Source organism: Cryobacterium sp. 10S3, assembly GCF_034344045.1.
GTDB lineage: Bacteria > Actinomycetota > Actinomycetes > Actinomycetales > Microbacteriaceae > Cryobacterium > Cryobacterium glucosi.
Window position 1 is genome coordinate 1,061,971 of sequence record NZ_CP133773.1, and the last position, 13,216, is coordinate 1,075,186.

Below are 13,216 nucleotides of genomic sequence, written 5' to 3' on the forward strand. Positions count from 1 at the left end.
GCACCGCGCATACTGGGATGATGTCAACAGAGTTTGGGGACTTCCTTCGCAGCCGCCGCGCCGCGCTGACTCCGGAAGCGGTTGGGGTGAATGCCTATGGGGCGCGGCGTGTTCCCGGACTGCGGCGAGAAGAGATCGCTCAGCTGGTCGGCGTGAGCGTCGCCTATTACACCCGGCTCGAGCAGGCAGCGGATGCAGAGCGAGCATCTGATCAGGTGATCGAAGCCCTCATTCGCGCCATGCGGCTCGACCCCGATGAAGCACTCCACCTCCGTCGCCTCGCGCGCCCCTCGTACGCGCGTGCGATCGGTGTCCCAGCCGAACGGCCGCGCCAGAGCATCTTGCGGCTCATCGCGGCCCTTCCCGGGCCTGCGATCGTCTTCGATCACGCCAACGATATCTACGCCTGGAACAGGCTCGGTCACCTACTACTTGCCCACGACCTTCCCTTTGACGCGACCGAGCGGGACGACATCCGTCCGAATTTCGCCCAGCGCTTCTTCCTCGGATGCGCTGGCCCCGAGCTGTTCGAGGATTCAGAGACCATGGCGCGTGAAGTCGTTGGGTTCCTCCGGTACTCGTCGAGCACCTGCCCCGACGACAAACGACTCAGCGGAGTCATCGGTGAGCTCGCACAACGCAGCGACGCGTTCGCCAGGATCTGGGCTGAGCACCCCGTGCACGACCTCAGCTATGGCCAACACCTTTTCGCCCACCCCTTGGTCGGTCGGCTCACCCTCGACTTCGACGTCCTCCGGCCAGCTGAATCCAACCTGCGCGTCCTCACCTACCAGGCACAGCCGGGCACCCCCGACGCCGACGCCTTACAACTCCTCGCCCAACTCAGCCAGTGACGGATGCGAGTGGGCACGTAGCATCGGTCGCGTGAGGTCCATATCATCCGTCACCGGGTCGTAGCTGTCATCGCTCAAAGGGGTTCGGACGGCCACTGGAGGGCGCTCCTATCCCCAGCGGGGACGCGGGACTACGCTGACGAAGCTCAGGATCTTGCGAATCCCGTCGAGACCATCGTGGTTGCCCGATCGACCTGCCTCGACCTGAAAACCGAAAAGTGGAGGAACGAACATGGCCACCGAACACGCAACCGTCCCGGCTCGCTCCCCATATCGAAGGACTTCGTTGATCGCGGGCATCCTTTATGTGCTCACCTTCGTCTCGATTCCGTCCCTCGTCCTGTACGGCCCGGTAAAGGGTGCGGACTATGTTCTTGGCCCCGGCCCGGACACCGGGGCCTTGCTCGGCGGTCTCTCGGAGATCATTGTCGCCCTCGCGGGTATCGGCACCGCCGTCGTTCTGTTCCCCGTGCTCAAGAAGCAGAACGAAGCGGCCGCACTGGGCCTGGTGGCCGCACGGATACTGGAGTCGAGCGCCATCTTGCTCGGCGTTGCCGTGATCCTGACGATCGTGGCATTACGGCAGGGCGGTACTGGAACAGACGTCGTGGTCGCCGGCCACACGCTCGCCTACCTGTACGATCGCATCTTCCTCTTGAGTCAGAGTTTCATGCCGGCCGTCTGTGACCTGCTCCTGGGGATCTTGCTGTTCCAGTCCCGTCTGGTGCCCCGGGCCCTGTCCCTGATCGGAATCGTTGGAGCCCCCGTACTCCTTGCGAGCTATCTCGCCGTATTCACCGGGCTCATCGGTCAACACGACGCATTGGCGGGAGCCTCAGCGCTCCTCGTTGCCGTATTCGAGTTCTCGCTCGGCATCTGGCTGATCTTCAGAGGGTTCAGCCCCCAGGCCATCGTGGCCCTGGAAAAGAGGAGCTTGTTCAGCGCTGCTGTTCGATAGTTCACCGGGGTCCTTCCCGTCGCCACTGTCTCGGATTCCGAGGTACGCGCACAGACGACGGCAGCGTCGGGAACAGATTCCGCGGGGATGTCGCCGGGTCTCGGGATCGAGTGCGTTACTCCGACTCCAGCGCCTCCGCGATCTGCTTGATCGTCGCCAGCCGGCGGTCCCACTGCGCCCCGATCAGGTCGAGCCGCCGGGCGGTCTCGGCGAGCTGGCTGCCCAGCACCCGGTACCGGACTTCGCGACCCACTCGCACTGGCTCGACCAGTCCGACGTCCTGCAGCACCGCCAGGTGCTTGGCGATCGCCTGGCGCGAGACGGGGAGGACCTCGGCGAGGGCGGACGCCGATGCGTCCGCCCCGCCGAGGGCTGCCAGGATGCTCCAGCGCGTGTCATCGCCGAGGGCGGCGAAAACGGGAACGAGGGTGGACGCGGTCACTCGGAACCTTCGAGGTAGGCGACCAACTCGTCCAGCTCGAAGTCCCAGCCACCGCGGTTGCCGTCCATGCTCGCGGCGGGGTCACGGAGGGCGTCGAAACCGGATTCGACGACCGTGAGTTGCGTGCCGGCATCCACTGTTTCGAGGGTGAAGCGGAAGACGGTGGTCTCGCCCGACTCGAGAGTGGATGCGGCGGCGTTGCTGTTGCCCCAGCGGTAGGCGATCATGTGCGGCGGGTCGAGCTCCTCGATGCGGACCGGGAAGTCGCCATGGTCGGACCAGCCGAAGACGCCGGTGGTGCCGACCGCGAGCGGTGACAGGGTTGCGTGCTCGGGAAACCAGCGGGCGATGTGCTGCGCCTCGGTGACGGCGGCCCAGACCTTCTCGATGGGGGCTGCGATGGTGATGGTTCGTGAGACGGTGAACTTGTCGGCATCGATAACGGACAACTCGTTGATCTTCGTGCTCATGGTGCATCCCTTCGGTGGATTAGTCCTTCAGTTGATTACTGCAACCTAAGCGTTGCACAAGCGAAGAAAAACTGCAACCAAAAAGTTGCAACCGAGTGTTGCTGTCCTGAGGACAATTCAGAGCGCGGTTGCCATTGAAACGAAGCGGCCCGACAGATGGTGCGCTTTGTGGAGGCGACGCGTTATTCGCTCTGCACGTCGCGCATCCACCGGCTGCTGTGTTGGCCGCTTTCGGGGCCTCCAGCGGTTATCGCACGCGCTGGGCGGTGAACTGCATGCGTGGGTGCGCATAGGATTCTTGCGCCTGAACGAGCTGCAGTTCTCGCTCACCTGACTGGTAGGTCAGCTCGAGGAGATCGAACACGCTGGACACGGTCCGTTCCAGCGCCACCGCAGCGTCACCTGTCGCGCGGTAGTGCGCCGAGAAAAGCGCCGCGGTGACGTCGCCCGATCCGTTCGCTTTGAAAGGGAGATGGGGCGTCTGCACGATCCACGCTCCCGTAGCATCCACGGCGAGCATCTCGACGGTGCCGGGTTCGCGGTCGGGGCGTTCCACGCTGGTCACGAGCACGGTGTCCGGTCCCATCGCCCGGGCGATGTCGACGGATGCGAGTGTGGAGTCCAGCGTCGAGGGCTCGGTTCCGGTGAGGAATCCCAGCTCGAACTGGTTCGGAGTGATGATGTCGGCCACGGGGACGACGCGATCCCGAAGCAGGTGGGGGATCTCGGGCGCCACGAAGCACCCGGACTTCGCGTTACCCATCACGGGGTCACACGCGTAGATGGCCGACGGGTTCGCCGCCTTCACCCGCTGCACCGCATCCACGATGACGTCGCCGATCCCGGTGCCGCCCTGGTATCCCGAGAGCACGACGTCGATCTGGGGGAGCACACCACGTTCTTCGATACCGAGGATGACATCGTGCACGTCCTCGGGTGCGATGAGGGATCCGCGCCACGCGCCATATCCCGTGTGATTGGAGAAGTTCACCGTGTTGACCGGCAGCACTTCGACCCCGATGCGCTGGAGGGGGAACACGGCTGCGGAGTTGCCAACGTGGCCATAAGCGACGGCCGACTGAATCGAGAGAATCTTCACGACACCAATCCTCCTCCCTACGAGCAGCCAGGGCCGCCGGGAAGCTCTGCACCGGAATCCGTGGGCGGGCGCAGCTACTTCGCGGAAGTGCTCAGCGTCGACAGCAGCGCGGCAGGTGTTTCAGGCTCATTGAGTGAGAGTGCGAACTGCTTCCCATTGGTGAGGGTGACGACGACCCCTGGTCCTGTGCGGAGGATGATCGCTGACCGCCCGGGCATGAATCGGTAGCCCCAGCCTCCCCAGTGCATCGGTTCCAGCGTATTGGTGTGCACGGACTCGATGTCCGTGAGCGGAATGGTCTTCAGTGCGATGCCCAGGAACCAGGTGACGACTTTCAGGCCGCGCCAGTCCACGCTGATCCGCAGTCGGGCAAACCCCAGCATGAGGACGGCCAGAAGGAGAAGGACCACGGCACCGAAGACATCCGCCCCGGGCTCGCCCTCTCTGGTTGTGAGGATGAGCAATGCCGCTGCGGCGGCGAACAGTGCCAGGCTCACGATCGCGAACAACGGAACAGTGACTGTGGTGATCCAGGCACCGATCTCTGTCGGCCCAAGCACGACCTCCACCGGATGATGTTCGGGTTCGGCAGCCACCCACCGGTGCGCGAGTAGGAACGGAATCAGGCCGTACCCGAGCAACGCCATGAGGAGCAGTGGCCACGCACCGACCTGCGGTTCCGCGCCGGGACCGGACGTGATCGTTGATCCGGCGATCATCAGCCAGCCTCCGGTTGCCAACCCTGCCGCGAAGCCGCTCCACAGGAATGTCTTGCGGCGAGTCGGTGCCGCACCCTCCCGCAACGCGAACGTTGCGATGAGAGCCGAAGCTAAGCAGACCACGACCAAGAGCGCGATTGCCATCCACGTCGGCCACGTCGAACTGACCCCATGGCTGCCCCACTGGCGGGGCAGGTCGGTCGGAAGCTCTTCTCGCCAGATGAGCCAGGTCGTGACGACTGCGGCGAGGGGGACCCAAACTGCGACCGCAGCGAGGACGTCGCGAGCGCGTGCCCGTCCGGAACTGCGTGCACCCATAGTTGGACTCCTTCTCCATTTGTTACAGAATCCTGGTAGCTGCTCACATTCAGTATGCGCACATGCTGACACGTGATCGGAATATGGCGCGGTGAAATTTTCTGACCCGATCAGGGGCAATTTGTCGTAAATTTCCCGCGGATGGCATTGACTAGTCATGGGGGTGGTCATGAAGACTACGGGGGAGTCCGACCTGGTGCTTTCGTACCGGTCGCAGAGAGCGCATGGCCGCGCATTCGGGCTGCGGTTCGACCGTTTCCGCTCTTCGGAAGCGACGGCACCACCGTTCTCGGCACCGTCCGCCTCGTTCTCTGACACGGGCATCCATCTGGTGCACACACCGCTGAAGGTCCCGGCTCCGCGCCCGGCACGGATCTCCTGGAAGGTCCTCGGCATTGCGCTCGCGCTCCTCGTGCTGAGCGGATGCGCCGCCGCGCCGATCCCTGCACCGCCGGCCACGCCCTCGCCGACGGCGACCTCGCACCTGTCGAAGTATCCGACGCCGCGAGACCAAGGACCGTTTGACGGCGCCGAAGGTACCACGACGATCGACAGCTCGGGCAAGATCACCTACACCGTCGTCAGCGGGGACTCTGCGAGCACGATCGCCACTCGCTTCGGCGTCTATCCCGAGCAAGTCGAGACCCTCGGCGGCGGCAAGGTCGGGATGTCCGCGATCCACCCCGGAGACAAACTCCAATTCGGCACCCGCGGCTACACGTGACCGAAGGCCAACGGTGCCGCGTTCCACCCGAGGTCGCACGCAAACCGAGGCACGAGTGTCGAGACTATTCGTGCGCTCTCGATTCGCCGGACGGCGGGAACGATTGGCGGGATGTCGGTCTCGATGGCACTGGGTCAGTCGAGAGAAGGCAGCAGGCCAGTCATCTCAGTGAACTCGTCGGCGATGTCTCGGGCGCTGAGCCACAGGTCGAGCTCGGCGGCGGGGACGGGCCGGGACATGTAGTAGCCCTGGGCTTGATCGCAGCCGAGGCGGACGAGCTCGGTGTAAGCGGCCTTGGTCTCGACGCCTTCGGCAACCAGCCGCAGGCCGAGGCTGTGGGCCAGGCCAATCGTGGAGGCGACCAGTGCTGCAGCCCGGGCGTCGTCGACCATCGGGAAGACGAACGAGCGGTCCAGCTTGAGCTCGTCGAGGGGCAGATCGCGCAGGTAGGAGAGTGAGCTGTACCCGGTGCCGAAGTCGTCGATGGAGATCTGGATACCGCTGCTCCGCAGCCGGGTCAGGATGCTCCGGGCCCGGTCGCGGTCGGCCATCAGGAACTCCTCGGTGATCTCCAGCTGGAGGGCACCCGGCGGGAGGTTACGGACCGTCAGCATCGCTGCGACCTCGTCGGGCAGGCTGGTGTCGATCAGCGTGCTGCCCGAGAGGTTGACTGCGACCGTGAGGGGTCGGCCTTCGGCGTGCCACACCGCCGCCTGGTCCAGGGCGACCTGAAGGACGACCCGGGTCAGGGTCCGCATCAATCCTGATTCTTCGACCAAGGCCAGGAACGCGTCGGGGTAGAGCAGGCCTCGGGTGGGGTGATCCCAGCGCACCAGCGCCTCCACGTTGTGGACCTCGCCGGTGTCCAGGTCGATCTTGGGCTGGTAATGCACCACGAGCTGGTCGGTGGTCAGTGCGGTTCGCAGTTCCTCGACCGTCTTCAGCCGGGTGGTGGCGTCGGTGTCGTCGGCGGTGTTGTAGACGTGCTGGCCACGGCCCGATGTTTTGGCCTTGTACATGGCGATATCGGCCGTGCGTAACAAGGAGCTCAGGTCCAGACCGTGGTCCGGGAAGAGCGCGATACCGACGCTGACACTGGTGTGCAGTGTGATGTCCTCCAGAGCGAATGGCTCGGCCAGCGCGGCGCGCAACTTGACGGTCACGTCAATGGCCTCGGCGTGGCCGGCATCCTCGAGCAGGACCGCGAACTCGTCGCCGCCCAGACGCGCCAGCAGGTCCCCAGGCCGCAGGTGCTCACGCAGGCGGGCGCCGACCTGGACCAGCAGCTGGTCTCCGGCGTGGTGGCCCAGGCTGTCGTTGACCTCTTTGAACTTATCCAGGTCGAGCATCAGCAGCGACTGGCGGCGACGCTCCGGGTCCACCAAGCGCGCGTGCCCCTCTACGTGGAGGGCCCGCCGGTTCGGGAGGCCTGTTAAGTCGTCCGTTGCAGAGGCAACGCGGCGCAGATGCGCCATCCACGCGACCTGACGGAAGGCGACCTGGGTGCGAGCTGTCGCCGCGACCAACGTCGCCCCCGCAAGAGCGACTGAAAACGTTGACAAGGGCACCCGGCTGCTCACCAAGAGCACCCCTAGCCCTGCGGCGGTGGCCACCACCGGCACCATCAGTGCCGCCCTGCCGGTCGCTGGGCTCGTCTCGGGTACCGCGGCCGGATGAGTTCGCTCCATACCGTCGACCCACAATGCCAACAGGGCAAGTCCGATCGCCCAGGCCGCGGCTAGCGGCGTACCGCGCACATAGGTGTTGGCGTTCACCTGCAGCGCGTAGAGCACGTCCGCCGCGGCAAAGACCAGCAGGCCCACGAACAGCAACACCCACCGTCTTCCCAGCCGCCTGCCCCCCAAGGCGCCGATCCCGCCGATAGCGGCCACGAGCAGCAGATCGAAGAGTGGGAAGGAGATCGCCGTCACGGTGGCCAACCACGATGAACTGGTCAGGGCCGAGTCCAGCACCGGGCTCAGCGGAATCGCCAGCACCGCGGCTGCGCCGAGCGACCCCACCACGCAGTCCAGCCAGACCGACGATGCCAGCGTCCGCACGTGGCGGCGCACCGCAACGATCAGAGCGGCCAGCATCAGCAGGTAGAACAGCGAATACAGGACGTCGCCAACCGACGGGAACGGAATCGAGCCGGTCGTGGCCTCTACCCAGGCTCTGTAACAGTCACCAGCAACGTAGGCGGTCATCGCGGTCGCGGCGAGCAGAACCTCCGGGCGCCGAAGTCCGACCCTTCCGACAGCCATCCAGCACACTGCGACGGGTAACAGGTCCGTCAGCCCTACCGAGACGACAAGGACCGGCTCGAACCAGACGTCACCTGCCGGGCCCCATCCGCCCCAATGCACAGCCAGCCCGACCACGCTGGCGGCCAGGACCAGGACCATCGCCCACACCAGTCCGGTATGAATCCGCGCGCGCATCAGCGCCTCACCGGAATAGGCAGACTCGAGGTAGTGCTCCGGAACAGGTCGCGTTCGCGAGGACAGACGCTCGAACGATCAACCACAGTCCCCCCTAGAACTCCCACCAATCTATCGACCCATTGAGTGACATTCCCCTCAAGAGGTGTCGACCCGAGGTCACCGCCCCAAACTGGGGGAGTCGCGAAGGTCGAGGCCTCCGCGCCCCCAGTCCACAGACACACGCTCACCTTGGCGAATGGTCCACTCAACTGGTCAATAAATGGCCCTTCACGCTGGACCGTAGAGCTTCTAGGTTGGGTGCTGTGAACGTCGGAATCTGGGCTGAACGAACGACAACATCCGCTACTCGCGAAGGAGACGCGTCATGAACGCCCCCATCACAATCACGCCCATTCATGTCGGTGACTTGACCGCAGAGGGGTACCCAATGCCCGTCTACGTGCACCTCATCGAACATCCCGATGCGAGGGTGCTCGTCGACACCGGTTTCACAGAGATCCACCCCGCAGCGGCCGATCTCGACCCTCGCCCCCACTCTCTCAAGGCGCAGGCATTCGACCTCGAGAGCGTCGACATCGTCATCAACACACACCTTCACTTCGACCACTGTGGCGGCAACCACCTCTTCCCCGGCACGCCCATCTACGTCCAGCGCCAGGAACTTGACGATGCCCGCACCGAAGACGACTACACCATCCGAGAATGGGTGGACCCGCCCGGCGTGCACTATGTACCCGTCGATGGAGAATTCGACCTGCTTCCCGGGATTCGACTCCTCCCGGCGCCGGGCCACACCCGCGGCTCACAGATCGTTGTCGTCGATACCGGCGAGCGTCCGACAATCATCGCCGGAGACACCGCGGTGTGGTTCGGCGAGCTGGACAACCCCGAGACCGAAGGCCAGCGACTGATTCGCTCGCTGCATCCTGAACACGTCTGGATCACGCACGAGCACACGTCCTGGACCGCAGATTAGCGGGATCTCCGTGTGCGACCGCGTCATCGGTTTCGCCGTGTCGTTCGCCGGCCGCGTGTAGCAGCCAGCGCTCTTATGGCACGATCCTATTAAAAGGATGTTCGTCCTCTATAATGGCACTCTGGGGTCATTCGACCCGCCCGAAGGAGAAGCCGTGACCGTCGAACCGATCATCCTGTCATCGGACCGTCGCCGTGCCGAACCTGCCGACCATGAAGCATCGGCCGAAGCGCCCACGCGCGCCATCTGACCCCGACGCTATCCTGACCTGACCCACGCCGATGACTACGCCGAGCCCTCTTCGCCGAACCGGCAGCGCTACGCGGGGCACCGGCCCGATGGAGCGGCCTCCTGTCACCGCCCGGCTGGTCTTCCTGCTCCTCGGGGGCATCGCCCTGCTCGCCGGACTCAACGGCGCGCTGCTCCTGCTCGGCCTCTGGGCGCCCGTCGACAGCACCCGACTAACGGAGGTGCACGGCCCGCTGATGGTGTTCGGCTTCGTCGGCACCGTCGTGGTGCTCGAGCGGGCCGTGGCCGTCCGCCGCACGTGGGCCTATCTCTCGCCCGGCCTGCTCGGTGCCGGCGGCATCGCGCTCATCTCACCGCTGCCGGTGGTCGTGGGCCAGGCCGCCTTGGTCGCCGGCACCACCATGTTGCTGGCAATCTACAGCGAGATCTGGCGCAAGCAGGGCTCGGTCTCCACCGCCGTACAGGTGCTCGGCGCCCTGGCCGGGCTCATGGCCACGATCTTCTGGCTGCGCGGAATCGGCATCCCGCAGCTCGCACCGTTGCTCATTCTCTTCCTGGTGCTCACGATCGCCGGCGAACGCCTCGAACTGTCCCGCATCTCGCCCACCGTCAACCGGCGCGCCGAACAGTGGATGCTCGGCATCAGCCTCGCGCTCAGCTTCGGCTCGGTCGTCGCCCTGGTCTGGCCGATCGCCGGCTACCCCCTGCTCGGTGCCGGGATGCTGGCGCTGGTGGCCTGGCTGTTCCGGCACGACATCGCCACCCGCATGGTGCGCTCGGTCGGGTCGCCCCGCTACATGGCCTGGTGCCTGCTGGCCGGGTATGGCTGGCTCGCCGTCGTGGGCGGCATCTGGTTGCTGCGGGGTCCGGTCTACTCCGGCCCCGGTTACGACGCCATGATGCACGCCGTGTTCCTGGGCTTCGTCATGTCGATGATCATGGCGCATGCTCCCACCATCCTGCCGGCCGTGCTGCGCCGGCCATTGCCGTATCGGCCGGTCATGTACCTGCCGGCGTCGCTGCTGCATGTGTCGCTTCTGGTGCGGGTACTCCTCGGCGACACCTATGGCCGGCCCGTGCTGGTGCAGTGGGGCGGAGTGTTCAACATCGTCGCGGTGCTGCTGTTCGTGGCGATTGCGGCAGTCTCGGTTCTGCGCGGAACCACTGTGCTGCCCGTGCGGACAACACCGCGCAGCACTGCGGCCCCGTCAGCACCGCCCCTGGGGAGGTCGCTGCTGTGAAAGACAAGCTCTGGCACATCGTCTCGGGCAGCCTGGTGCCCGCGTGGCTGGCTGCCGCGGTGATCCTCACCGTGGTGCACCGCCAACTGCCCTCGTCGGGCTGGCTGCTCGTGCACCTGCTGCTCCTCGGCGCGGTGAGCACGGCCATCCTGATCTGGAGCCAGCACTTCGCCGACACGCTGCTGCGCCGCAAGGCCCTCGGCCATCGTCTCTCGCTCGGGCTACGGTTGAGTGCGCACACCGTCGGCGCCATCGCGGTGATGACGGGCATTGTCATCGGCGGGTATCCGCTCGTGCTGGTCGGCGGCATCCTGGTGGGCCTGAACGCGTTGGCCCACGCCGCCGTCATCGTGGGTCAGACCCGTGGTGCGATGCCGGGCCGGTTCGCCCCGCTGGTGCGCTACTACGTGGCGAGCGCGGTGATGCTCGCCGCCGGCGTGACTCTGGGCATCCTGATGGCCCGGCTCGACGGGGGAGGCGAAGACTACGAACGCCTGTTCATCGGTCACCTCGCGTTCAACCTGCTCGGCTGGGTCGGCCTCACCGTGATCGGCACCGTCGCGCTGCTCTGGCCGACCGTCTTGCACACCCGAATCGCGGGTGCCACAGTGGCGGCCGGCAGCACCTTGTCGGTGCTGGTGGGTGGCCTGGTTCTCGTCGGGCTGGGCTGCCTTGCCGACCTGCGCCTCGTCGTTGCACTCGGTGTTCTGGTCTACCTGGTGGCCCTCGGCCGCATGCTCTGGGAGGGTGTCGGTCACCTGCGCCGGGCGCCCGCCGTGACCTTCGCAGCCTGGAGCCTGGGCTCCGCGCAGATCTGGTTCGCGCTCTGCACCCTCGGGTTCGGCCTGCGGGTGGCGATCGCCCCCAGCTGGACGGTCGCGGCCGCCGGCGTGGAAACCCTGGTGCCGTACTTCGCAATCGGCTTCGCCGCCCAGATCCTGCTCGGCGCCCTCAGTCACCTCGTGCCCGTCGTGCTCGGTGGCGGCCCGGCCGCCCTGAAAGCCACCGCCGCCGAGCTCGATCGCGGCGGCTTGTTCCGGGTCGTGGTCGTCAACGGCGCCCTCCTCCTGTCGCTGCTGCCGGTCTCCAGCACCCTCACCGTGGCGTTGTCGATGCTGATCGTGGCGACCCTGGCCAGCTTCCTGGTGCTGTTCACCCGGGCCCTTCGCGCGAACCGGCGGGTGCGCGCCCTGCCGCTCGTGCGCGTGGCGCCGGGCGAACGGCCGGTGGCGGGCCCGCGACCGCGCAGCACCGGGCGGATGCTCGCGGCCGCGAGCGTGCTGCTCCTCACGGTGACCGTGGGCATCGTTGTCGACCCGGCCTCGGTGGAACTGTCGGCGGTGTCGACCCAGGCCGCGGGCTCCTCTGGAACCGCTGCCGCGACCGGTCACACCACCACGGTCGCCGTGGACATGGTGCACACCCGCTTTGTGCCCGACCGCATCGAGGTGCCGCTCGGCGACGCACTTAGGATCACCCTCACCAATAGCGACGACATGGCGCACAACCTGGTGCTGGAGTCCGGCCTTGTGTCGGGGTCACTTGACCCGGGCACCACCACGACCGTGGCCGTTGGCGTGATCGGCGCGAGCGTGGACGGCTGGTGCTCGATCGCCGGACACCGGCTGCTGGGCATGGAGATCAGCATCGTCGCGGTGGGCGACGCGGGCGCATCCGCCACCGGCGACAGCACCTCGATGGGCGGCATGGCGGGCATGTCCGCGGACGGCAGTCACACCGGCCAGGACGCGGCCGCGACCGGAACCTCTGCGGCCGCCGACATCGACCCCTCGGCCGTACCCGACGCGAATTTCGAGGCGCACGATGCCGTGCTGCCGCCCGCTCCAGACGCCACGGTGCATCGCCGTACCTTGGTCGTGCGCAATGTGGAAACCGAGGTGGCCCCCGGTGTCACCCAGTTGCTCTGGACCTTCAACGGCACCGCGCCCGGCCCCACACTGCGCGGCAGGGTGGGCGACGTGTTCGAAATCACCCTGGTGAACAAGGGCACGGTCGGGCACTCCATCGACTTCCACGCAGGCGCCGTCGCCCCCGACGCCGTGATGCGCACCATCCAGCCCGGTGAGAGCCTGGTCTACACGTTCACCGCCACCCGGTCGGGCATCTGGCTCTATCACTGCTCCACAATGCCCATGTCGGTGCACATCGCGAACGGCATGTTCGGTGCCGTGATCATCGACCCGCCCGGCCTGGCCGACGTGGACCGCGAGTACCTTCTGGTGCAGTCCGAGCTCTACCTCGGCGCGCAGGGCGGCGAGGTCGACGCCGTCAAGGTCAAGGCGCAGACCCCGGACCTGATGGTCTTCAACGGCTACTCCAACCAGTACGCCGCCCGTCCGCTTCCGGCCCGTGTCGGCGAGACCGTGCGGGTCTGGGTGCTGGATGCCGGCCCGAACGTGGGCAGCGCCTTCCACATCGTCGGCGGCCAGTTCCATACCGTCTATAAGGAGGGCGACTACCCGCTCAAGGACGGCGGCAGCACCGGGACGGGTGGCTCGCAAGTGCTCGATCTGGCCGCCGCGCAGGGCGGATTCGTGGAGCTGTCCTTCTCCGAGGCTGGGCACTATCCGTTCGTGAGCCACGTCATGTCGGACGCCGAGAAGGGCGCGCGCGGCATCTTTGAGGTGTTGCCGTGAGTGAGTCGCCGAACACCGTGACGCAGGCTGCGGGAACGCGACCATGCTGACACGTGATCGGCACA

Annotated in this window: 11 protein-coding genes; 6 read left to right on the plus strand and 5 right to left on the minus strand. The window is 66.2% G+C overall.

Translation table 11 applies throughout. The features are described from left to right. Positions 1-20: 20 nt before the first annotated feature. Together RHM57_RS04875 and RHM57_RS04880 are read left to right on the plus strand one after the other, a co-directional pair. Positions 21-854: a helix-turn-helix transcriptional regulator gene (locus RHM57_RS04875; protein ID WP_134450270.1), complete on the plus strand. Its 834-nt coding sequence runs from the start codon at positions 21-23 to the stop codon at positions 852-854. 286 nt (positions 855-1,140) lie between these two features. Beyond that, entirely contained in the window at positions 1,141-1,812 is a 672-nt protein-coding gene (locus RHM57_RS04880; RefSeq protein ID WP_322136107.1) for a DUF4386 domain-containing protein, read from the plus strand. A 115-nt stretch (positions 1,813-1,927) separates the two neighbouring features. Here RHM57_RS04880 and RHM57_RS04885 read toward each other — a convergent pair whose 3' ends face one another. From RHM57_RS04885 to RHM57_RS04900, 4 genes are all read right to left on the minus strand, one after another. Continuing rightward, entirely contained in the window at positions 1,928-2,254 is a 327-nt protein-coding gene (locus RHM57_RS04885; protein WP_134450194.1) for an ArsR/SmtB family transcription factor, read from the minus strand. Next, entirely contained in the window at positions 2,251-2,724 is a 474-nt protein-coding gene (locus RHM57_RS04890) for an SRPBCC family protein (protein WP_322136106.1), read from the minus strand. Before RHM57_RS04890 ends, RHM57_RS04885 begins: the two co-directional genes overlap by 4 nt. A 247-nt stretch (positions 2,725-2,971) precedes the next feature. Then, positions 2,972-3,823: a pyridoxal kinase PdxY gene (pdxY, locus tag RHM57_RS04895; RefSeq protein ID WP_322140739.1), complete on the minus strand. Its 852-nt coding sequence runs from the start codon at positions 3,821-3,823 to the stop codon at positions 2,972-2,974. A gap of 74 nt (positions 3,824-3,897) precedes the next feature. Continuing rightward, a complete protein-coding gene (locus RHM57_RS04900; protein ID WP_322140740.1) occupies positions 3,898-4,860 on the minus strand; it encodes a hypothetical protein in 963 nt (320 codons plus the stop codon). A gap of 169 nt (positions 4,861-5,029) precedes the next feature. On the opposite strand from RHM57_RS04900, the gene RHM57_RS04905 reads away from it, so the two are divergent. Continuing rightward, on the plus strand, positions 5,030-5,584 hold the full coding sequence (locus tag RHM57_RS04905; protein WP_322189610.1) for a LysM domain-containing protein: 555 nt from the start codon (positions 5,030-5,032) through the stop codon (positions 5,582-5,584). Between the two features lie 134 nt (positions 5,585-5,718). Here the strand turns inward: RHM57_RS04905 and RHM57_RS04910 are convergent, their stop codons facing one another. Next, complete coding sequence (locus RHM57_RS04910; protein ID WP_322140741.1) at positions 5,719-8,025, minus strand: putative bifunctional diguanylate cyclase/phosphodiesterase; 2,307 nt, start codon at positions 8,023-8,025, stop codon at positions 5,719-5,721. A gap of 367 nt (positions 8,026-8,392) precedes the next feature. Between RHM57_RS04910 and RHM57_RS04915 the strand changes: the two genes are divergently transcribed. From RHM57_RS04915 to RHM57_RS04925, 3 genes are all read left to right on the plus strand, one after another. Continuing rightward, positions 8,393-9,004 (plus strand): MBL fold metallo-hydrolase, encoded by a 612-nt coding sequence (locus tag RHM57_RS04915; RefSeq protein ID WP_134558546.1) that lies wholly within the window; start codon positions 8,393-8,395, stop codon positions 9,002-9,004. Positions 9,005-9,342: 338 nt separating this feature from the next. Next, positions 9,343-10,494: a hypothetical protein gene (locus tag RHM57_RS04920; protein WP_322136101.1), complete on the plus strand. Its 1,152-nt coding sequence runs from the start codon at positions 9,343-9,345 to the stop codon at positions 10,492-10,494. Next, positions 10,491-13,151 (plus strand): multicopper oxidase domain-containing protein, encoded by a 2,661-nt coding sequence (locus tag RHM57_RS04925; protein WP_322136100.1) that lies wholly within the window; start codon positions 10,491-10,493, stop codon positions 13,149-13,151. Before RHM57_RS04920 ends, RHM57_RS04925 begins: the two co-directional genes overlap by 4 nt. Positions 13,152-13,216: the final 65 nt, after the last annotated feature.